The sequence below is a fragment of the Microcoleus sp. LAD1_D5 genome (genome assembly GCF_036702115.1).
In the GTDB taxonomy this organism is placed as follows: domain Bacteria; phylum Cyanobacteriota; class Cyanobacteriia; order Cyanobacteriales; family Microcoleaceae; genus Microcoleus.
This window is the reverse complement of record NZ_JAUBSA010000010.1, coordinates 1-21,199: the sequence shown is the minus strand read 5'-3', so window position 1 is coordinate 21,199 and position 21,199 is coordinate 1. Positions and strand designations below refer to the sequence as shown.

The following is a 21,199-nucleotide window of genomic DNA, read 5'->3' as shown; positions in this document are numbered from 1 at the left end:
AAAAATATTTTTCAGCACAGGGTTAGACAATTTTTAATCAATCATGCTATGCAGGGAAAATTTTTATTGCAAGCGATCGCCCGTTTTCACGTCAAACCAGTGCAGCAACTGAGGCGGAAAAACCAGCTCTACAATTTCTGAATTCCAGTGGCGGTCATTGGGCAGCAAAGCCCGCACCGTTACAGAGTCCACACCTTTAACTCGGACGCTAACTAAATTTTGCATTCCCAAGTTTTCCACTAAATAAACCTCACCTTTAATTGCCTCTGAACCCGGCAGCTTGCCGGCCTCTACATCTGCAAAGCCGACGTGTTCCGGGCGAATTCCCAATACAATTTCTGGAGGCACAGTCGGCATATTTGGGAGTGGAACTCGAAAATCCCCCAACTGAGCAAAATTGCCCTGGCATTTAAGCACGAGCAAATTCATTTGCGGGCTGCCCACAAAACCAGCTACAAACTGATTTGCAGGACGAGTATAAATTAAGTGTGGCGGATCGAGCTGCTGCACGTTGCCACTGTTGAGAACTGCGACTTTGGTAGAAAGCGTCATGGCTTCGGTTTGGTCGTGAGTTACGTACACTACAGGAGCTTTTTGGGAGGAAAATAATTGTTTGAGTTCGGCCCTAACTTTTTCCCGTAATAATGCGTCGAGATTGCTCAAAGGTTCGTCGAGCAAAAATACTTCCGGTTGGCGCACTAATGCGCGGCCGAGGGCTACTCGCTGCCGCTGTCCGCCTGATAGTTTTCCTGGTTTGCGATCGATTAATTCCGTCAATCCGAGGGATGCTGCAACTTCTGTCACTAACCGATTGATTTCACCGGAGGAGATTTTGCGAAGTTTGAGGCTCGATGCCATATTCTCGTATACTGTCATGTGCGGATAAAGCGCGTAACTTTGAAAAACCATTGCAATATCGCGATCGCCCGGTCTGAGATAAGTGACATCGCGATCGCCAATTCTAATCTCGCCCCTAGTCGGCTGTTCCAACCCTGCAATTAACCGCAGCGTCGTAGATTTGCCACACCCCGACGGCCCCAACAAAGTCAGAAATTCCCCTTCGCTGACATCCAAACTAATGTCTTTTACGGGAACAACTTTAGGGCTGTAGGTTTTATTGAGGTTTTTTAGTTGCAGTTTTGCCATGATTTTTAAAGTGTTGAGTGTTGACTGTTGACTGTTGACTGTTGACTGTGTTGTTTGACTCGTTTCCAGGCAGAGCCTAGGAACCAGTTCAATCTAAAATCTAAAATCTAAAATCTAAAATCGATTTATCCTTTTACCGCCCCCGCAGTTAAACCCTGAACGATGCGCCGCTGGAACACCAAAACCAGCAAAACCAAGGGCAAAGTTCCCAAAACGGTAGCTGCGGCGATCGGGCCGTAAGGAATCTCAAATACTGACACCCCGCTAAGTTGAGCCGTGGCGACGGGGATTGTTTTGAGAGATTCGCGAGTCATAAATGTTAGTGCAAAAATAAACTCGTTCCAAGCTGAAATAAATGTCAAAATTCCAGTTGTGACTAACGCGGGAAATGTCATCGGTAGCACGATTTGCCACAGCATTTGGAAAGTGTTGTATCCGTCAACTTTAGCGGCATCTTCCAAATCTTTTGGCAACTGTTGAAAGAAACTTCGCATCACCAAAATTGTCAGGGGCAGATTGATCGCAGTGTAAGGAATAATTAAGGCTAAATAATTATTGCCTAAATTCAAAGCTTTGACAATTTCCAGCAGTCCCAAAAATAGCAGCACCGCCGGAAATAGGGTAACTATCGTCACAGTTGCCAGGATGATTCTCTCGCCCCACAACCGCAACCTGGCCAAAGCGTAAGCTGCGGGAGCGCCTACTGCTAAACACAGTAATGTTGAAGTAATGGAAACAAAAGCGCTATTTAAAATGTAAAGTGCAAACGGGCGGCGCTGGAATAGGGACAGGTAATGCTCGAAAGTAATTCGTTTGGGAATGTAGACGTTGGGAATCGCGGAAATATCTGCATTTACTTTAAAAGAAGTTAGCACCTGCCAGATAATAGGTGCGAGGAAATATGCCACAATTAAGAGCGCTGAGATTGGCAAGATTAATTGCCGGATGTCAAAGGTTTTTTTGCTAGGTTGTTCGCGGGCGATCGACATAATTTATACAAATGAAAGGAACGTGCAACTGTTGGTTATCTAAAATTCAAAATCCAAAATCTAAAATCGTCTTAGTTTCCTCCTGCTGCATTAGTGCGGGCTCTCGATAACAGGTAAGCGGCGATCGCAACTGCTGCCACTAACAGCAAAAAAGTACACACCACCAAAGCCGCGCCATACCCAAAGTCTAAATACCTCATTACCGTGCTGTAAATGTAGATAGAAACCGTCTCCGTTGCCCCCGCCGGTCCCCCTCCCGTCATCACCTGAATCAAGTCAAAAATGCCGAAAGATTGGGCAAATCGAAACAGCAAAGCAATCACAATTTGCGGCATCAGCAGGGGCACGGTAACTTGACGGAAACTCTGCCAGCTACTCGCGCCGTCAATAGCGTGTGCTTCGTACAAATCACCTGGAATTGATTGCAATCCCGCTAGTAAAAGCAAGCTGACAAAGGGCGTAGTTTTCCAGACATCGGCTGTAATCACTGCCATCATTGCCAAAGTCGGATCTCCCAACCAGCTAATGCTATTTTGAATCAATCCCAAACGCCTCAAAATGTCGTTAATTACGCCGTATTGGTCGTTAAAAATCCACGCCCAAGCTACTCCCATCAATGCAGTCGGCAGCGCCCAAGGTAGTAGGGAGATTGTGCGAACAATGCCACGCCCTGTGAAAGATTGATTTAAAACTAAGGCAATGCCCATACCGAGAATTAATTCCAGTAAAACAGAGGCGACTGTAAATACTGTGGTGTTGCCTAAAGTTTGCCAGAAACGCCCGTCGCCTAACATTCGACTGTAGTTAGCAAAACCGGAAAAAACCAGTTTTAATTCTGTACCGAGGTTTTGGGTGAATAAACTCAGCCAAAAAGCGCGTAATATTGGGTAAGCAAATACTAGGATCAGAATTATCAAAGCTGGTGCTACTAATATCCATCCGGTTTTTTGTTCGCGCTGTCGCATCTTGTCTAATTGCATATTGTTCACCTTTATTTAATTTATTTTTGGGCGGGCTAGAAGCCCAACCCCTACTCCCCACAATAGAATTAGCTTTTGTGGAACAGGCAAGATGCCTGTTTCTAACTCTTTGTGGAACAGGCAAGATGCCTGTTTCTAACTCTTTGTGGAACAGGCAAGATGCCTGTTTCTGACAGAGGCAAGATGTCAAATTTACGAAGCTTGGGGTTGTTTCAAACTGCCTAATAAATTGCGAGTTTCGCTAGCTGCTGCTTTCATTGCTTGTTCTGCACTCATTCTCCCGGTAAAAGCTGAACTCAAATAACGCTGCAAAATATCAGAAGCTTGAGCGTATTGTGCCAGGGGCGGGCGCAAAGCTGACCGTTCCACTACTTTTAGCAGTTGCGGGTAGTGGGGATATTTGGCGACTATTTCTTTGTTGGTAAATAGGGATTTGTAACTGGGAATTAAACCTGTTTCTAAAATAAATTTGCGTTGGGTTTCCTCGCTGGTAAGGTACTGAATTGCTTTCCAGGCTTGTTCTGGATGTTTTGAGGTTTTGGCAATTCCCCAGCCCCAGCCGCCCAAGCAGGAACCGCCTGTTTTACCCGTACTGCTGAGCATTGGCTCGATCGCAATTTTGCCTCTAACATTCGATCCTTCGGCATTTGCCAGCTTCCAAACATACGGCCAGTTTCGCAAAAACAGCGCTTTGCCATTTTGAAACAACAGCCGGGTTTCTTCTTCGCCGTAGGTGGTGACACCCGGAGGAGAAATGCCCGAGGCGATCGTATTTTTGAGAAATTCCACTGCTTTAATTGCTTCTGGTTTATCTAACCCAACTTCAAAAGTTTGAGGGTTTGCCCAGAAGCCGCCGAAACCGGAAAGCACCTCGACAAACATCGCAGAGACTCCCTCGTATTGTTTGCCTTGCCACAGATAACCCCAAGTTGCTTTTCCCTGTTTTTGCAAGTTTTGAGATATTTTTACCATCTCTTCAAAGGTTTTCGGCGCTGGAATTTTCGCTTGTTCTAAAATGTCTTTGCGGTAGTAAAGCATTCCGGCATCGGAAGCGTGGGGAATTCGGTAAAGTTTGCCCCGATACCGTCCGCCTTCGACGTTACCTTGGATGAATTTTGATAGTTGTTCGGGGGAAATTCTGTCTGTCAAATCGCTTACCCAACCTGCGGCTGCAAATTTGGGAACCCAGACAATATCCATGTTGATGATGTCGTAGGGCGATTCGCCTAAAAGAAAGGCAGATGTGTAAAGATTTTCTATGAGGTTGCTGTCAAAAGGCCCTTCTATGAGGTTGATGCGAATGTCGGGGTTTTTCTGTTCAAATTCTTTGACAAAGGGTCTCCAGTTAACAAGGTCTTGACCTTGCATTAACATGGTGAGCACGACTGGCTGTTGAGTCAGTGCCGGCAGAATAAATAAAAGCAAGACGGTGGCTAATGTGACAGCGAATAAGGCTAAAAGGCGAGGCTTCTGCCTTCGTTGCGGCGGGGAATTTATTTTTTGCATTTGTTTTTGAGAAGTGGCTGTGCGATCGCCTTATTTCTCTGATAACTCGCTTTCTTTTGTTTCGCTGGATTTAGCGAGTTTGTGCAATAAAAATTTAAGTAAACTTTAGCTTACTTAATAATGCTTGAGTGAAGAACCCAAATTTTGATTTAACAATCTTGATCGCGAGTTAAGCCAACATCTATCTACAGATAGATATTGAGATAATTGTCTAATATAGCAGTTGTCAATCGGATGAAACTCACATCTTGCACCATTGTCAAGAACAGGCAAGATGCCTGTTCCACAATGAAATTCATCTCTTGTGGAACAGGCATCTTGCCTGTTCCTAAACAAGTAATTAAGAATGGTGCAATATCTCAGATGAAACAAAGTAGGGACTTATGCCCAGCCTAATTCCCTACAAAGGCTCGCATACAATCTATATTTATCCCTATTTTTAAGAATTGGTATAACTTTTGCCGATCGCCCGACCCACGATCTATTCTGCTATAAAAACCCGGTTTCTGAGTAAGTCCTAAATACAAAAAACACCGCTCCTCAAAACAGGAGAACGGTGCATAGGGGGTGTTATGGGTTGTTGTCTGGGATTAACCTTAACAAATCACGATCGGCTGAGGCTATGGCTTGTGATGGTTCAAAAATTGGCACAAACCTGAATGATTGCCCGCCGCTCGATCGACCTTTCTACCTTTGGGATTAGCCCAACCATTCGACCACAGCATCTTGCTTGCTATTGGTGCGCCGTTCTGGGGTTTCGCGGTTGAATTTCAAGTGGATGGCGCGGTTTTGTTCACCGTCTGCTGCTACTGCAAAAATCGGATAGTCGATTAAGCCGTCTTGGAAGGACATCTGGAAGCGGAAAGTGCCGTCAGCATTGAGTTTAATCGGCTGTCCGCCTACGTAGACTGTGGCGTCGGGCTCGGTGGCGCCGTAGACGATCAGTTCGGCGTCAGCAACTAACCAGAACTGGCGGGGGCGCATCGGGGCGGCGAAGCCAACTCCCGACATACCAACACCTGACATACCGAAACCGGACATCGTGAGGCCCGACATACCGACACCCGACATGGTGAGGCCGGACATACCGACACCCGACGCGGTGAGGCCGGACATGGTGGGAGCCGCCCACATTCCGACGCCGGAGGGGAACACGTAGGAACTGAGAGCTTGTTCGTGGATGCCGACTTGCTGGACCGAACCGGCGACGTGCTGCATGGAACCGAAGATAGAACCCGCTACCCGCAGGGATTCGGCAGATTCTGCCATGCCGAAGATTTGTTCGTATATAGCATTTTCGGTGCTGAAACCGAAGCCATTGGCTGCTTGTGCCATTTTCTTTGCCGGAGGAACCAGTTCGGCGAAGGTTTTGCCTTGCAACTCTTCTTCCCAATCGAGGGTGATGAATTGATCTTCAATCCAGTCGCTGGGATAGACGGGAGGAACGCGGACTTGGGCCGATCGAGCTAATACCAGCCAGCGGCCATCTGCACAGCGGTAGCCGATGTCGATCGCGTAGTCCCGATCGCTCACGGGGATTGGCACGTACCATTCCCGCGCCAGTTCGTCGCAGGGATATTCTTGAATGCTGTGCGGGCTTTGGATGTCGAGGTTAACATCTGTAACGTCGTAGATCCGCAGGGCGAGTTGCTGTCCTCCTTGGCGGCGCAATTCTTCTTTGCGAGCGTTGGGAATGTCCCAGTAAGTGTAAGCCCATTCTGGGTCGCGGGGCATTAAAACAACCCGGCTTTCGCCGTAGCCGTTGGGCAAATCTGCTAAACCTTCATCTACAGACGACAAAGAACCACCTGTTCTATCTTCTTGACCGAGTTCAAACTTTGCTGCTTCCACTGCTTCTTGTGCCTCTAGTTTGCGAGATGGGCTGTAGGAAAATTTGGTGCGCTGAATTTCTTGAATTGATGCCAGGAGTTGCGATTTCCGCATCCGGCTGTAGCGAGAGACTCCACATTCGCTAGCAACTCTGCGGAGTTGTCGCAAAGTCATCTCTTCTAATGGTGGGCGTTCTTTTGCCATGAGTTTGTTCTCCACTAATTTGGGATGGCGGGTTAGATTTTTCCGTTCAACACAAATGTGTTGAATTTTTGAGTTAGAAACTCTTTTAAATGCAAATATTATCGAGCTTCCAAATCTCTCCAACCTTTGAAGCCTTGCTTGTTTTTAGCTTGTCTTGTCCCCAATGCGATCGGGGGTTTGGACTTATTGGCTTCTGCGCGCACCGTCCGATCTAAATAAAGCTTTATCTGTCGATTCTTGATTGACAAGATCGATTTTGTGAGTGCGACCGGTGCTGCTAGCAACGCTGTGCTGGCAGCACACGCGCTATTCGACTCCCAGGGCTGCTTAATCCAAGCATTTCTTTGGGATCGCTTTGTCATGACTTAATGTTGCAGACAAGTTGCGATCGGGTCAAGGGGTCTTTTGCCTCAATCCTGGGTAGTTATACGCATTTTCGTGAGTTTGGGGATCAATATGTCAAGATTTCATGACAATGCGGTGCCAGCGGGGATCGTCCCAGAAACTATTGTCAAGATTCCCTGACATAAATTAGATGTAAGATTGAGTCGGCTGGGGCGGTAGTATAGATAGAAGAGATTGAGTACCAAATTTCCTAGGCTGGCACTTCGGCGATCGCAACTACAAACCAACAGTCCTGAACGCAAAAATGGTTTGACGCGCTACTCATACAGATAAGGTGGGCACTGCACACCCTACACATAGACGTTCTGCGTAAATCTTGTAAAATCTAAAATCTAAAATCTAAAATCTAAAATCGAATGACTCTAACGCTTTACAACAGCTTGACCCGTCGCGAATCACCTTTTGAGCCCCTCGAACCAGGAAAGGTGCGGATGTACTGCTGCGGCGTTACGGTATACGATTACTGCCACGTCGGCCACGCCCGCGCTTACATTGTGTGGGACATGGTGCGTCGCTATCTGATGTGGCGGGGATACGATGTGCGCTACGTGCAGAATTTTACAGATATTGACGACAAAATTCTCAACCGCGCCCGCGAAACCAATTCCACAATGGAAGCCGTGGCGGAACGCTTCATCCATGAATATTTCGTAGATATGGAGAAGCTGAATATTCTCGAAGCCGATGAATATCCCCGCGCCACCCATACAATGGACGGCATTAAACGGCTGATTCACGAATTAGAAAATAAAGGTTATGCCTATGCTTCCGGCGGCGACGTTTACTACAACGTGAGGCAGTTTGCCGATTACGGAAAACTTTCCGGCCGCAAGTTGGAAGAAATGCAAGCCGGGGCTAGCGGGAGATTAGAAACTGAAGAAATAGAAGCTCAAAAAAAGCAAGATTCCTCTGATTTTGCTCTGTGGAAAAGCGCTAAACCGGGAGAACCTGCTTGGGATTCATCTTGGGGAAAAGGCCGCCCCGGATGGCACATCGAATGTTCGGCTATGGTGCGCGATTGCTTGGGCGAAACTATTGACATTCACTGCGGCGGTTCCGATTTAACTTTTCCGCACCATGAAAACGAAATTGCTCAATCTGAAGCCGCCACTGGCAAGTCACTTGCTAATTATTGGATGCACAATGCTTTTGTGACTGTCAATGGCAAAAAGATGTCGAAATCTTTGCACAATTTTATTACCATTCGCGATTTGTTGGATGGGAATTGGTCGGGCGATACAGCTTTGGAAGGAAGCCAGAAGTCAAAAGCGGTGGAACCGATGGCGGTGAGGCTGTTTGTGTTAACAGCGCACTACCGGAGTCAAATTGATTTTACCGAAGAGGCGATCGCCTCTGCAAAAAATGGCTGGCACACTCTTAAAGAAAGCCTACTTTTTGGTGATTTGCACGGTTCCCAATTGGACTGGGATTCAGATAAAATTCTGAAATCGCCCATAGGGGAGAGTGAGGCTGTACAGCAATTTAGAGCAGCGATGGATGATGATTTCAATACTCCTAATGCTTTAGCTGTTGTGTTTGAATTGGCGAAGGAATTGCGGCGCGAAAGCAATATAATTGTACATGGGGGAAAAACGGAAATGCCTTCGGAAGTGTTGCAACAAAAGTGGCAGACTCTGGTTAAGTTAGCCGAAGTTTTAGGATTTAGAAAACCCAGACTCGTCCCGCTAAGTGCGACTATCAATATCCCTTCCGCATCTTTCAGTATTAATAAATTTGAAATCATTAGCGGATTAACTGATGAGGAGATTGAGGTGATGATTCAGCAGCGGAAAGATGCCCGAAAAGCTAAGAATTTCGCTGAGGGCGATCGCATTCGCAACGAACTTAAGGATCGGGGCATTACTCTGATCGATCAAAAAGATGGTACAACAACTTGGAGTCGCCCCAGACACCACGTGCTAAGTGGGGATATCGATCTCGATCTCAAATTGTCCGGTATTGGTGAAAGTAAAATCATTAGGGGATTAACTGATAAGGAGATTGAGGTGATGATTCAGCAGCGGAAGGATGCCCGAAAGGCTAAGAATTTCGCTGAGGGCGATCGCATTGACAACGAACTTAAGGATCGGGGCATTACTCTGATCGATCAAAAAGATGGTACAACAATTTGGCATCGCAGTTGAAATTTAGAGTTTTTTAACCGCAGATGAACGCGGATAAACGCAGATGAAATTCCATCCGCCTTCATCTGTGTTCATCTGCTGATATCTACGGTTAAAAACTCCCATTCACAAACTCCGCAACAGCCGCGACAAATTCTGCGGTTGATTCGTAGGGCAAAACATTGCGCCCCGGCATTAATAAACCTTCCGCATTAGGAAAATGGGCTAAATATTGCGCTAATCTTTCATCCGGTTTCTCTTCCTTACCCGCTTGACTGATGCTTGAGGCTTTTTCTCCCATCACAATGAGTGCGGGTCGATCGAACTTTTGAATCGTACCGCTGTAATCCTGGCGCCAAAACCCCGCTAAAAACGAGAAAACCGCGTGCCGGCTGTCAGGATTTGCCGCCCCAGCCTGCAAAGCATCCAACCATTGGCTGTCAACTTGTGCCGCATCGCCAAACAGTTGTTTCACAGAAAAAGAACGCAAAAACTCAGCGCGTCTGGCGTAGCGATAAAAAGCGTTTCCCAACGGAGAATTTAACAAATTCCAGACAATTCGTTGCTGTCTTTCTGTCGAATGTTTGTTCATCACCGCCCAAGCTGGAGGCCCTGCGAGAACTAAGCCACGAATTAAATTGGAGCCGCTTTCCTGTTGCATTTTTGCTAAAGCCAAGGCTACAGACAGTAAAGCACCTTGCACGAGTACGATCGCAGGTTTTTTGACTACAGTTTCCAAGAAATACTGCAACTGTGCGGCCCAATCGTCAGGATAGCAAGCCACAGCAGGCATTTCGCAATCGCCGCAGCCCAAAAGGTCGGGATTATAAATTGGATTAGTGTTCCCTGCTTTGTACCAACTCTCACAAAATCTATGCCAAAAGATTCTTGACAAACCAACTCCTATCGGATGAATTAATAACAAAGGGATGCTATCTTCTGTCGCAGTAGTTGGGTGGTAAATCTCGTAAGCACAGCGATAATTTTGCCATTCGTAAAACAGCGTTGGGGATTTTATAGACGAAATGGCGGACAAATCTTGGGTTGAATATTGCGGCTGCATATTAATCTTTTAATTTTTAATGTACTATGCTACGACAATGCGAGTTTGAGCTTGGACATTTGGTTGCGAGTGGGCAATACGAATCTATACATTGCTGCCGAGTGCGTTGAGAAAACTAAATAGGCGTTCTGTAGAGAACTCGGATAATTTACCGCGCATTAGTGCTAATATCTTGGGTCGATCGATTCCTAAGAGCTTTTCTGCTTCAGTCTGGCTTAGTTGGCGTTCGGAAATTAACTCACTGATTTGATGAGCTAGTTGTGCCTTAATCAATAATTCATCAGGATTGGGGAGCCATAAGTCAGCAAAGACATTCCCACTGCTTGAATGCACTTTCATAATCTTAATTGTAACTTATATCATATCGTTTATTATAAAATCAAGGCTGAGACGAGCGCCAAAAATATAATTACTTCATCATGTCAGAACAGCGGATAACCATTTCTTTACCTAACTTGCTGCTGATTGTAGCATCGTCCTTGCTGCTAGTGCTGCTGTGGCAATTGCGGAGCCTGCTAGTAATTCTAATGATATCAGTCGTGCTGGCCGCATCGATCGTCCCGATCGTTAATTGGGCCGAAACCATGCGAGTTCCCCGCTGGCTGGCGGTGATTATGGTTTATTTAACTCTCATCGGCGGATTTAGCGGGACGGTAGTGTTAATCGGCCCCACGGTAATCGAACAAATAGAGTTACTGCTGCGGCAGTTACCAGTTTATGTCGAAAGTTTGCGAACTGTGGCAACTAATGTATTGAGTCGGTTGAGCGACGACGCCCCAGCCTTGGTGGGTCAGTTGGTGGACACTCAATCGCTGACTAATTGGCTGATTCGATCGAGCCAACAACTGGTTTTGCGATCGTACAGTTTAACGAGAGGCATTCTAGGCGGGGTCTTCAGCCTAGTTTTAGCATTATTTATTTCAGGTTACATGGTTGCCGACAGCGACACATTAATCAAAAGTTTGGTGCAGTTTTTTCCGAAACCTTGGGATGCAAGATTAGCCTCACAAGCGGCGCCAATCGGTCAAAGAATGGGGAGTTATATTCGCGGGCGAGTGTTAGTTTCGGGCATTTTAGGGATATTTATTACCACAGGTTTGAGCGTTTTGGGAATGCCGGAATTTGCTTTAGGCTTGGGTGCGATCGCAGGTGTGACAAACCTGATTCCATTCATCGGGCCAGTATTGGGAGCAGTACCAGCATTAATTGTAGCATTAGCTAAAGGTGGCTGGGTACTTGTGTGGGTATTGCTGTTATTTGTAATCATCCAAAACTTGGAAACTTACGTACTCGATCCTTTGCTGGTTGGTTCATCGGTTGGTGTGCATCCTTTATATCAATTGCTGTCTGTATTGGGAGGCGTTCAAGTATTGGGAATTATCGGAGCTGTAATTGTACCGCCTTGGTTTGCGGGAGTGGCAGCTTTGATTGAGAACTTGTATTTAAAACCGAAACTTATGAGCGAACATCGAGAGACAATAAATCAAGCCAAAAATAATTCTGACTTGCCGCCTGTTACGCCTTCGGCGTGACACTAACTACCTCCTAGACAATTCAACAGAGTATCTACAAATTCGCCGACTAAAGACTAAAAACTAAGGACTAATTGCCACTTCAATGCGGCGGTTGCGCTGCCGATTAGTATCAGAACTATTATCTACCGAAGGGCTACTTTCTCCATAGCCGATCGCCACCCAATGATACTTCTGACCGAGCACACCCGACAAATACTGCACCACAGCCTGAGCCCGCGCAAACGACACATTGCGATTGTCCGCCGCTTCCCCCGCGTCGTCAGTATGGCCGGCAACCCGCACCGTCGCCCCCTCGTGATTGCCCAACTCCGCCACCAAATTGTCCAAAATCGCATTAGTTCCCGCGCGCAAAGAAATGCTGCCAGTATCAAACAAAACATCGCTGGGCAGAGTCACCATCAGCCCATCCCCCCCAAACACCGGATTATTGGCATTCTGTGGCGCAGTATTCACAGTTTCAGGGTTCAGACTGGGGCTGCTGCCGATCGCCGGTAAAGCAGGAACAGGACTTGCCGCCGTTTCCGGCCCCGCCAATTCGCGCGACATCAACTGCAAACGCTTTTCCAAAGTTTCCGTCGGGCGGCTGCTGCCCAACTGACTCTCCAAAGCCGCCGTGCGACCAATCAGCGCGTTGAGTTCGCCCTGCAACTGTCTCAAATCCGACTGCAATTTCTCTCTCTGGGCAGGACTGACTGTTGACTGGGAGGTTGGTGTAGCGGTTGGTGGCGGCAGCGCCGGAATTTGCCTTGCTGGGGCGCGTTTCGGGCTGGAGGTCAAATTTTGAGTTACACGCAGCAATCTCTCTGCCAGCGGCATCTCCGTCGCCCCTGACGGATAAATTTGAGCGATCGCCATCCCCAACACCCACGCAAAACCGCTGCCCACCCCCAGCAGCAGCAGTCGAAAAATCAGCGACAGTACAAGCAAACCTTTTCCCCGCGACTTGGAGACGCGACTGGGGGGGATTGAAGGTTTTTGGTTAAAAGATCGCGTCATATTTCATCCCTCTCGGTGTACAGACCAGATTAATTTCGATACTATCTTACCTATCCGATTTGAAATTTTAGATTTTAGATTTTAGATTTGTCCTCCCATCTCAAATCTAAAAAAGAAACCCGGTTTCTATAAATCTGGGGTTTGGTGGCGAAGCATTGAGGCAGAAACCGGGTGTCTAATCCGTTGCGTGCCAGCCTGAATCTGTTGGATAATTCAGTAAAACTTTTGGAAAAAAAACCGATGACTGACCCTTTAAATAGCCCTTATCCCGTTCCTTGGGAATGGATTAGTGCCACTCATGTTAAAGTGAGCTCAACTGGCGGCACAGGCCTCCGCTATTATCGCAGTCCATCCCTAGTATCAACTAACGGCCAATACGCAGCTTACAGTCGAATTGAGTTGCAAGTGCAGCCGGAATTCTCCCGGTGTCGGGTTAGCAGCGTCATGTTTGTGGAAAATCTCAAAACCGGCGAACTGCAAACAGTGGCGGCTGCTTCGCCACTGGCGGAAAGTGGGATGTATGGTAGCGATGATACAGATATGTCCGGGACGATCGCCATTTTAGTGCCTGTTTCTTGGAATCAAGACGGTTCCCGCATTCTCGCCCGCGAATTTGAAGCACTTTTCAACTCTTCCGATATGTCCGACTACGGTGTCATTTGGGACAAAAATGATAATTACACTTATACCGTTGCTCCCGCTCGCAGTCTTTACACTCATGCTGTATTGTTGGGTTGGAGTCAAGTTTGTCCCGGAAAAGTTCTGTTCCGCGCAGGAAATTTGGGCGATCGATCTTGGCCTCTTTGTGCAGTTGATATGACAGGGCAAACGGTAGCAGTCACCGAGGACAAACCCCTAGTTTTCGGCAGTCAAGCCAGCACAGACTGGATCGAACCTAAAACTCGTTTTTAGATATTATGGCGGCATTTTCTTTGATCGGGCCAACAATTTTTTTAGTGTCAGGTCAGTCTTTCAACCAATTCATTTTGACCCTGGGGCTGATTATTTTAGCTGTTGTTTTTGGTTTAACAGCATTTATTTTTATTCGCATTTTCTTCAATTGGTTGCAGGCGAAATTGGAGAACCGTCGCCTTTTTTTTGGCCGCTCGTTCACAAGAAACACTGGTCATTTAACCGCTGATATTTCACAACCTGAAAAGGTTTTTTTAGAACCTCGATTCGTAGAAAGTGACGGCAATTTAACTGCTACTATTTTTGGAGGCAAAAGCGATATTTCAGCAGCGCTTGAGCCGGAGATAATTTGCGATAATTCGGCATCAGTTGCCTATCTCTACAAGCCGATCGCTCTTTGGCACGGGCGCTTAATTTTGCCGTCACACGAACAGCGCCAGCCCTACGGTACAGTGTTTTTTGAAGTAATCAATGCCCCCAAAAAATATCAAAACTTTATTGGCAAAACAGCATTTTTGAAATGGAGTACAAATCGCGAAGTACAGTTTTTTGCCCACGCAGTAACGCAGGATATCAACTTCACAAAACAGGCTAAAGATAGTAAAAAATCTGGCAACATTCATCCAGATAGATTGAACGGCTGGCGAAATGTAGGCCCTTTAGAAACTCTAGCAGGCAGCAGACTCGAAGACAGCGTGACTGTGATGCTACGCAGGCCAGTAATTGCGATTAATTATAGCAGCAGCGATCGCCATGAACTCACGATCGATCGCGAACCAGTACAAATTATCGGACGTTTCTGCGCCTTAGTCTCAATTTTACAGAGAAAAGAAGCCGACAGCGACAAATTTATTGTCCGGCATTTCAACAAAACATCTCAACAATTTGACAGCGCAGCCGAAATCATTCGGATTCCGCAAGTACAGCCAGACAAAAATGGCGTAGCGAGGTCTACCAATCACCTGATCGAAAAATCGCCATTAAATTCAGACGGCTGGTACATTTACGGCGAAAGAGACGAAGACAGTATATTTGTAGTGCAGGCAATCGAACCCCGCAAAATTGCCCAATTAACACCCGATGAAACACATTTCGGTTTAAAAAAATCTCTGGCTTATTTAAGCAGCAAAAATTGGGAAAATACACCAGCACAAAAAGGGCAAGCAAAAAGAGTATTGTTAACCCCAAATGATGCTACAGAAAACGCTTCCATCTCTCCTTGGCAAGAAGGAGATATCGGGATAGTGATTCACAGTTTCGGGGGTATCGGTGGCAAAAAAGGCGAACGGCCACCGCTGGGAATTGTCACCGGACATTTTGCTTTCGGAGTAGCAAAAGTGGTGCGCGATCGCTTTACCAGCGAACTGCGTTTTGACATAGAATACAAACAAGTTTACGCCCACAATCCCGACGGAATTGTTGCCGGTTCCAGCAAATGGCAAAGCTACATGGGAGACTTGCAGCGCGGCTGGTTGGGCGATCGCCCGGTTTGCGATATCATCTGTAAATTAGACTGCGTGTGTTGCGACTACGATTTTGACGGCATCACCTTGTCGCCTTTAACCGAATTAAACCAGCAACTAGATATCATGATGGCCCGTTACCGCAGCGGAGACGGCACCGGCGCAAGTTTAGTGACGCCAGCAACTTCTTGCGTCCAAGATTCAAGTCAGGCAATTTACGCGACAATTAAAAAAATCACTTCCGAAATAGAGTCAAATCCTCAGATTCAAGACTGGTTGAAAACACATCCCACCGATGCACAAACCCAAAGATTTCACCAGTTAGTAGCATTAGGAGAAAGTTTAGAAACAGTATTAATGCCCCTCGGTATTGTTCGTCCAGATTGGCGCAAAAATTCCAGATTAGCGGGGATTGATTCTGAATTGAAAAAAACCTTTTTTGTTGGTATAGCAACCCTGATAAAAGCTGCTATTAGTTACCGCACAATGTTGCCGAGGCGCACCCAAGATGAAATCGCCAAAGTTTTATTAAAACAAGGAGCATTTTTGTGGATAATTCGCACCAATCAAGTCGGAGGATTTGACCCAGATATTGAGCCGATCGCACCTACAGGCTTTTGAGGAATTGGTTTGTAGATGATTCGGCGATTGAAATCGATACTAGAAAAACAAAGTCTGCCTCCGCAGACTAAGAGATTGAGAGGGGTATTAAAGCCGGATTTGGTATCAGTCAACAGTCAACCGTTAACAGTCAACAGTCAACCGTTAACAGTCAACAATCAACCATTACCAAGGAGTGACTAGAACATTGCCGTCTGGTGCCAAAACTACACGGAAATCAGCCAGCGCTTCCGCAGGTGGCCGGGTGCCAACCGGTTTGTAAAGCAACTCAGACAACGGCGTTTCGGATCTCTCGACTGCTGCCGAATTCTCCGACTTGTAACCGACAATCGCCCCGTCTTGGGCCACACTCACCCGATAAACCAACTCCGCATCAACCGGAGGCTGATTCTTCACAACTCCGTCAATTTGCTGGGAAAGTTTGCCCCTCAAAAGCTCAATTTGCCCTGGATCGGTAATGGGCACGGCTGCTGCTTCAGGGCTTGCCAAACCTTCAGCAACAGGACTGGGCGTGCTTTCGGGCGAAGTATTCGACTGCGGTGTGGCCAACGGTGAATCGTCCGACTGCGGTGTGGCCAACGGTGAAGCGTCCGGCTGCGGCGCGGGGATCGGAGTCGGCGAAAGCGATTCAGCGTTCGGAGTTTGAGTCCCAGGCAGCAAACCGTCAGCAGGGGGCGTGGGATTGGGATTAGGCGAACCCGATCCGCCCGGATTCGGTGTCCCCTGATTCTGGCCTGCAGGATTGGGCTGCGGCACCGGATCTCTCTGGCGCTGGACTTCCGGCACCGGCACCAAGAAAAATGCCATCGCAGCCAAAGCCAAACTCGACACCCCCACCACAGCAGGTAAAGTCCGCTTTGCCAAAGGTTCGGCCGACTTGATATAACGCTTGGAAATTGGGGTTAATTGCAGCGACAATTCCGGCAGCGTCTGCGTGTCGGCAAAAAACTGATCGATCGCCTCTACCAAGTCAAATAGCTGTACCGTCGTCAAATCTACTTTTGCCGACAGTTCTGTTTTTTGATCGATTTGGGTTGCGCTGCCTGTGGAGGTGGGTAGAACGGTCAACCGATGCACGTTGCCGTCAATTCTGTGTAACTGCACCATACCCACATTCGGGCCGTAGCGATCGGGATAATGCACTCCGCTCATAAATTCTTGAGCGTAGCTGCTGACGGCCCTCACCAAGCTTTCAAAAAAGTCTCGTCCCCCGCTTAGGGGCTCGCCGAGACCGTTCACATAGCATTCAGCGCTCATTAATATGGAAAGCACCGGTCGTATATCTAACTGGCTGGCTGCCGATCCATCGCTCAACCCTTCTAGAACCAGGGTGCAATTTGGCAGACTGTACTGACGCCTAATAGTCATTTTTTATTCAACTTCTCCATCAAACAGGCTAACCCAGAAGCGCTGCATTCCGGCTGTGCCTGTACAAAATAGCAGTTTGCTCAACAAGTTCAAAGCTAGTTCGTTGAGCTTGTCGTCGGAATCGTAAGCTGCAACTAGCGATCGCTTGGGGTTCATGCGCGATCGAAAGTGAGCTCGAAAGCGTTCTAAATACTCGGCCAGCAGCAGGTTCTGGTTGAGGGGGATATTTTTCGATTGCAACTGCTGCGAGTCTAGCAGCAACTGCCGAATTGTCGCGGTTAACTTGCGCGCCATATTACAGGCGATCGCCACCAGCGCTTTTGCCTCCACAATGGTAAGCGAGCGGCGCTGCGTGTAGCGTCTCAGCGGGTTAGTATTACGCATCAGCCAAAGGGCAACCCGATTTTTGATAATTGATTCCAATTCCAGGTCCTTTGACACTGCCAGCATTTCTTCCGCACCTCCGAGATACAAGGCTTCGATCGCCAGCAACATCAAGTCAATTTGCAATCTGGCCCGGCGGGGACACCCGCCATCGTTCGGCGACAAGTCTGGCAAACTGTCTAAAATTAACGGGTTTGACTGGGTAAGCGAAGTTTCTGACGGCATTAAGATCACGGCAACATCCATTCCAAACAAACTATACGGGCACGGGGGGTCTTGAGCAAGACAAATTCTCAACCAAGAACTTCTCTGGGATACTTTATTTTTATCATTAACTTTTAGGTATATTTTCAATTTAGCAGCAACCGACCGTCGTGGGCGAGTTCCGGCGGCCGGAGTTCGATCGCCCACTCCCCCACCACCGCCCCGCCCCGCTTTGTGATTCCTTGCTTCCTTACGGGAGAAGGGGAGAGTCGGAAAGCGACAAAGAATTACCCATTTCCCATTTCTTATTTCCTATGGGGATCGATCAATGTTCCTGCTTCTGGGGTTGCACCGCCGCTTCTCTTTGAGCCGTAAAATCACTAGCAGCCGCCCCATCGGTAAGACTAATTTTTCCCTTGAGGCTTTCTTGCTCGACAATTCCGCGCATTTTAACAGAACTGTTTTGACCGGTTGCTGTGGAGTCGCTGCAACCCGCTAAATTAGGAACCGCACCCGACAAGTTCAATCCTTGAGTTTCCCACTTACCAAGTAGAGAAGGTTTCCCTTGAGCTGTTTTTTCCCTGCCCTCCCTGCTGCCCGATCGCAAATTACCGCTCAAATAAACACCCGATTGCTCGATTGTCAATACCAAAGCATCAGATTTAAGACATTCGGGCAAATTTTTAGGATCGAAGCGATAATTTCCCGCAATTGCCGGAGGAGCGTTTAAATTTGTTTCGCCATAAGCAGTTACTACTTTAAACAGCAGTGAAACTGAGCCGATCGCAATCCCGTAAAAGGCTAGCGATTTGAGGCTTAAATGATTCATCATCTTGGTAATTAGTAATTTGGAATTGGGCATCAAAAACAATCAACTGTCAACTGCCAACTGTCAACTGTCAACCGTCAACCGTCAACTGACTACATTTGAGGAAGTACCGATGCCAAGTGCGATCGCACTCTAACGTAACACCGCGCAATCAGCAGCGAAGAATGACACTGCACAGCCAATTCATCAGTATACTGTCCCAAAGTTTGGCGCTCAATTCCCCACTCCCGACTCGTACCCGCAATAGTCAAATCAGCATTAGCAGAAGCCGCCACCACGGCTTGAATTGGCTCAGCAGCCTCCACAATCGGAGTTTCAATGCGCGCTCGTACATCAACCGGCAACTGATCCATCACCCGCTGAAACTCATAACTCAGCTCGTTTTCAGCTTCCCCGTCAACCGCCACCCGCAGCACCGTCAAACGGCGTTCCTCGCTATTTACTAACAGTCTCAGCGCCAATTCTAACCCCAAATCATCGTGAATGTTTGCCGCGTAAGGTACTAACAAGTTATTCAACCTTTCCCGGCCTCTGTCAACAAAAATTGCTACATCCACCTTAGCGTTGCTGAGAATTTGGCCGACACGCCCTCCCAAACGGTTGCTGCTAAAAGTAGGTCTGTGCCATCCTACTAAAATCAAATCCGCGCGATCGATCTCCGCAATTTGGGCCGTTTCCCGGGCTACATCATTAGTAACCCGAATGATGGGATGTACAAATTTTCGCCCCTCTGGCAGTTCCAAACTATCAATCAATTCTGATAATTTCGAGCGGCGCTCTTGAATAATGCGATCGGCTTCCGCAGGCATACTTTTAAAGGCATAGTCATCATTTAATTCTATCAAACTCAGAGGATGAACCGCCGCCAACTGTAAATCGTCACCACCCATACCCGCAGCCGGCTGCGCTAGCGCTACAGCTAGTCGCAGTAAACCTTTCTGCGTGCTGGGATTGGCAACCGGTACTAAAATTCGATAAGTGGGCAGCAATTTGCTAGCAGTTTCTTCGCTGCTGTCAGCAATTTGTGAATCTTCTAATTCTGAATCCTCAGAGTTAACTTCTGAAATATCTAATCTAATTAACCGTTTTGGATAAGTCCACTCCAACAGCGGCGAAGTCATAAAAGTTGTCACTAAAGCCATGATGACTAACATCGTAAATAGCAGCGGCGAAATTACCCCCAAGGAAAGACCGATATTCAGCACAATTAGTTCAGTCAAACCACGAGTATTCATCAGCCATCCCAGCGCTGAAGCTTCGCGGTTGTTGATGCCACAAACTCTCGCCGCAACGTAAGTGCCGACGTATTTGCCGACAATTGCCACTCCCAAAACTGCGGCGCACAGCAGCCACAATTCGGGAGTGTTGAGCAAGCCGATTTGAGTCCGCAACCCGCTATAAGCAAAAAATATGGGCAGCAGAAATATTAGTACAAAATCTTCGGTTTTTTCTGCTAATTCTCTGGTTAATCCCGCATTCTTAGGCATGGCAGCACCCAGCAAAAATGCACCGAAGATTAAATGAATGCCGATCCATTCAGTAATTAAGGCCGAAGCTACAACTCCCATGTAAATTCCCGACAGCACTAACTGTGTTAATCTGCCAGTGCGGTTGTAGTGTTTGGAAAGTCGCTGCAAGAACCAGCGGACTACAGTCAGCATGAAACCGATGTAAATTAAAGATGCAATAATTGTCGGCAAAGCGCCTAACATCGAGTTAGTTCGAGTAACTGCGATCGCTACTGCTAACAAACACCACGCCGTCACGTCATCTACCGCAGCGCAAGTCAAGGCCAGCGTCCCCAATTTTGTATTCTGCAAGTTGTGCTCTGTAATAATTCTGGCCAGCACCGGAAAGGCCGTAATTGACATCGCAGCGCCCAAAAACAAAGCAAAGGCGGTAAAGGAAACGCTATTATTTGAAACGATGGGATACAGCAGCAGTGCGAGCAAGCTTCCCAGGGAAAACGGCACTAGAATGCTGACGTGTGAAGTTAAAATCGCGATATCTAAATTGCTTTTTAGGTACTTTGGATTCAGTTCCAAACCAATCAAAAACATGAAAAATATTAACCCCACCTCAGATAGCACGTTGAGGAAGGGAACGGCCTCGGCTGGAAAAAGTGCTGTTGCTAAATCTGGTGCAACTAAGCCAAACAGAGAAGGCCCAAGCATAATTCCTGCTACAATTTCTCCAATGACTTGAGGTTGTTTGATCGCTCGAAATCCTAAACCTACAAGTCTCGAAAGTGCGATGACAATTAGAACTTCAAGCAGAACGAGAATGGGTATGGGCATGACGTTTTTAGCTTTGGGATTTTTGCGGATCGAGAGGGCAGGGTACTAAAGCTGACTGAATTGCCGATCAAAAAAAATGGATACCAGCTCGATCGAAGGTAGAAGGCACAAGAGGCCCACCAACAACGCCATTCTCTCACAAGCGAACAAAGGCTTTGGCAACCTCCCACCTGCATTTTTCGTTTTTAAGAAGCGCTTGCGAGTAACTTTAACCGCAGCGTACACACCCCGCACCCCACCCGCGCACTAAATCTCACCTCCGGGTGCGTTAGAGTCGATAGGGGCGTTGCCACCCCTACCTCTCCTTCAGAACCGTGCGTGAGACTTTCACCTCACACGGCTCC

At 47.3% G+C, this 21,199-nt stretch carries 17 protein-coding genes; 4 read left to right on the top strand and 13 right to left on the bottom strand.

Annotated features, from left to right (window positions below; genetic code table 11):
• Positions 1-63 precede the first annotated feature (63 nt).
• The 6 genes from QUA70_RS06990 to QUA70_RS06965 all read right to left on the bottom strand — a co-directional run bounded on the left by QUA70_RS06990 (position 64) and on the right by QUA70_RS06965 (position 6,655).
• Positions 64-1,146 carry an ABC transporter ATP-binding protein gene (locus tag QUA70_RS06990; protein ID WP_333325077.1) on the bottom strand — a complete coding sequence of 361 codons (1,083 nt, stop codon included), beginning with the start codon at positions 1,144-1,146 and terminating at the stop codon, positions 64-66.
• A 125-nt stretch (positions 1,147-1,271) separates the two neighbouring features.
• Positions 1,272-2,135 carry a carbohydrate ABC transporter permease gene (locus tag QUA70_RS06985; protein ID WP_333325080.1) on the bottom strand — a complete coding sequence of 288 codons (864 nt, stop codon included), beginning with the start codon at positions 2,133-2,135 and terminating at the stop codon, positions 1,272-1,274.
• Between the two features lie 71 nt (positions 2,136-2,206).
• On the bottom strand, positions 2,207-3,115 hold the full coding sequence (locus QUA70_RS06980) for a sugar ABC transporter permease (protein ID WP_333325083.1): 909 nt from the start codon (positions 3,113-3,115) through the stop codon (positions 2,207-2,209).
• 192 nt (positions 3,116-3,307) lie between these two features.
• Positions 3,308-4,621 carry an ABC transporter substrate-binding protein gene (locus QUA70_RS06975; protein WP_333325086.1) on the bottom strand — a complete coding sequence of 438 codons (1,314 nt, stop codon included), beginning with the start codon at positions 4,619-4,621 and terminating at the stop codon, positions 3,308-3,310.
• Positions 4,622-4,806: 185 nt separating this feature from the next.
• Positions 4,807-4,938, bottom strand: a complete 132-nt coding sequence (locus tag QUA70_RS06970; protein WP_333325088.1) for a hypothetical protein — start codon at positions 4,936-4,938, stop codon at positions 4,807-4,809.
• Positions 4,939-5,320: 382 nt separating this feature from the next.
• Positions 5,321-6,655 carry a DUF4912 domain-containing protein gene (locus tag QUA70_RS06965; RefSeq protein WP_333325091.1) on the bottom strand — a complete coding sequence of 445 codons (1,335 nt, stop codon included), beginning with the start codon at positions 6,653-6,655 and terminating at the stop codon, positions 5,321-5,323.
• 761 nt (positions 6,656-7,416) lie between these two features.
• Here QUA70_RS06965 and cysS point away from each other — a divergent pair.
• Positions 7,417-9,204 (top strand): cysteine--tRNA ligase, encoded by a 1,788-nt coding sequence (gene cysS, locus QUA70_RS06960; protein ID WP_333345980.1) that lies wholly within the window; start codon positions 7,417-7,419, stop codon positions 9,202-9,204.
• 91 nt (positions 9,205-9,295) lie between these two features.
• Here the strand turns inward: cysS and QUA70_RS06955 are convergent, their stop codons facing one another.
• On the bottom strand, positions 9,296-10,246 hold the full coding sequence (locus QUA70_RS06955; protein WP_333345983.1) for an alpha/beta fold hydrolase: 951 nt from the start codon (positions 10,244-10,246) through the stop codon (positions 9,296-9,298).
• Positions 10,247-10,330: 84 nt separating this feature from the next.
• Positions 10,331-10,585: a helix-turn-helix transcriptional regulator gene (locus QUA70_RS06950; protein ID WP_333345986.1), complete on the bottom strand. Its 255-nt coding sequence runs from the start codon at positions 10,583-10,585 to the stop codon at positions 10,331-10,333.
• 80 nt (positions 10,586-10,665) lie between these two features.
• Here QUA70_RS06950 and QUA70_RS06945 point away from each other — a divergent pair, with 80 nt between their 5' ends.
• Positions 10,666-11,778: an AI-2E family transporter gene (locus QUA70_RS06945; protein ID WP_333345989.1), complete on the top strand. Its 1,113-nt coding sequence runs from the start codon at positions 10,666-10,668 to the stop codon at positions 11,776-11,778.
• A gap of 63 nt (positions 11,779-11,841) precedes the next feature.
• Here the strand turns inward: QUA70_RS06945 and QUA70_RS06940 are convergent, their stop codons facing one another.
• The gene (locus QUA70_RS06940) at positions 11,842-12,777 is read right to left on the bottom strand and encodes an OmpA family protein (RefSeq protein WP_333345992.1); all 936 of its coding nucleotides are present in this window, start codon (positions 12,775-12,777) and stop codon (positions 11,842-11,844) included.
• A gap of 240 nt (positions 12,778-13,017) precedes the next feature.
• On the opposite strand from QUA70_RS06940, the gene QUA70_RS06935 reads away from it, so the two are divergent.
• On the top strand, positions 13,018-13,689 hold the full coding sequence (locus tag QUA70_RS06935; RefSeq protein WP_333325108.1) for a hypothetical protein: 672 nt from the start codon (positions 13,018-13,020) through the stop codon (positions 13,687-13,689).
• Between the two features lie 5 nt (positions 13,690-13,694).
• The gene (locus tag QUA70_RS06930) at positions 13,695-15,773 is read left to right on the top strand and encodes an abortive infection protein (RefSeq protein ID WP_333345995.1); all 2,079 of its coding nucleotides are present in this window, start codon (positions 13,695-13,697) and stop codon (positions 15,771-15,773) included.
• Between the two features lie 165 nt (positions 15,774-15,938).
• On the opposite strand, the gene QUA70_RS06925 is transcribed toward QUA70_RS06930, so the two are convergent.
• The 4 genes from QUA70_RS06925 to QUA70_RS06910 form a co-directional block, all read right to left on the bottom strand.
• A complete protein-coding gene (locus tag QUA70_RS06925) occupies positions 15,939-17,141 on the bottom strand; it encodes a DUF4335 domain-containing protein (RefSeq protein ID WP_333325113.1) in 1,203 nt (400 codons plus the stop codon).
• 3 nt (positions 17,142-17,144) lie between these two features.
• Entirely contained in the window at positions 17,145-17,771 is a 627-nt protein-coding gene (locus QUA70_RS06920) for a DUF3038 domain-containing protein (protein ID WP_333345997.1), read from the bottom strand.
• A 283-nt stretch (positions 17,772-18,054) separates the two neighbouring features.
• Positions 18,055-18,561 carry a hypothetical protein gene (locus tag QUA70_RS06915; protein WP_333410345.1) on the bottom strand — a complete coding sequence of 169 codons (507 nt, stop codon included), beginning with the start codon at positions 18,559-18,561 and terminating at the stop codon, positions 18,055-18,057.
• Between the two features lie 89 nt (positions 18,562-18,650).
• Positions 18,651-20,855: a cation:proton antiporter domain-containing protein gene (locus QUA70_RS06910; RefSeq protein ID WP_333346003.1), complete on the bottom strand. Its 2,205-nt coding sequence runs from the start codon at positions 20,853-20,855 to the stop codon at positions 18,651-18,653.
• Between the last annotated feature and the right edge of the window lie 344 nt (positions 20,856-21,199).

Bases quoted from the DNA above. Each gene is read 5' to 3' on its own strand.
- QUA70_RS06990 (WP_333325077.1), bottom strand. From the start codon at position 1,146: ATGGCAAAACTGCAACTAAAAAACCTCAATAAAACCTACAGCCCTAAA.
- QUA70_RS06985 (WP_333325080.1), bottom strand. From the start codon at position 2,135: ATGTCGATCGCCCGCGAACAACCTAGCAAAAAAACCTTTGACATCCGG.
- QUA70_RS06980 (WP_333325083.1), bottom strand. From the start codon at position 3,115: ATGCAATTAGACAAGATGCGACAGCGCGAACAAAAAACCGGATGGATA.
- QUA70_RS06975 (WP_333325086.1), bottom strand. From the start codon at position 4,621: ATGCAAAAAATAAATTCCCCGCCGCAACGAAGGCAGAAGCCTCGCCTT.
- QUA70_RS06970 (WP_333325088.1), bottom strand. From the start codon at position 4,938: ATGCCTGTTCCACAAGAGATGAATTTCATTGTGGAACAGGCATCTTGC.
- QUA70_RS06965 (WP_333325091.1), bottom strand. From the start codon at position 6,655: ATGGCAAAAGAACGCCCACCATTAGAAGAGATGACTTTGCGACAACTC.
- cysS (WP_333345980.1), top strand. From the start codon at position 7,417: ATGACTCTAACGCTTTACAACAGCTTGACCCGTCGCGAATCACCTTTT.
- QUA70_RS06955 (WP_333345983.1), bottom strand. From the start codon at position 10,246: ATGCAGCCGCAATATTCAACCCAAGATTTGTCCGCCATTTCGTCTATA.
- QUA70_RS06950 (WP_333345986.1), bottom strand. From the start codon at position 10,585: ATGAAAGTGCATTCAAGCAGTGGGAATGTCTTTGCTGACTTATGGCTC.
- QUA70_RS06945 (WP_333345989.1), top strand. From the start codon at position 10,666: ATGTCAGAACAGCGGATAACCATTTCTTTACCTAACTTGCTGCTGATT.
- QUA70_RS06940 (WP_333345992.1), bottom strand. From the start codon at position 12,777: ATGACGCGATCTTTTAACCAAAAACCTTCAATCCCCCCCAGTCGCGTC.
- QUA70_RS06935 (WP_333325108.1), top strand. From the start codon at position 13,018: ATGACTGACCCTTTAAATAGCCCTTATCCCGTTCCTTGGGAATGGATT.
- QUA70_RS06930 (WP_333345995.1), top strand. From the start codon at position 13,695: ATGGCGGCATTTTCTTTGATCGGGCCAACAATTTTTTTAGTGTCAGGT.
- QUA70_RS06925 (WP_333325113.1), bottom strand. From the start codon at position 17,141: ATGACTATTAGGCGTCAGTACAGTCTGCCAAATTGCACCCTGGTTCTA.
- QUA70_RS06920 (WP_333345997.1), bottom strand. From the start codon at position 17,771: ATGGATGTTGCCGTGATCTTAATGCCGTCAGAAACTTCGCTTACCCAG.
- QUA70_RS06915 (WP_333410345.1), bottom strand. From the start codon at position 18,561: ATGATGAATCATTTAAGCCTCAAATCGCTAGCCTTTTACGGGATTGCG.
- QUA70_RS06910 (WP_333346003.1), bottom strand. From the start codon at position 20,855: ATGCCCATACCCATTCTCGTTCTGCTTGAAGTTCTAATTGTCATCGCA.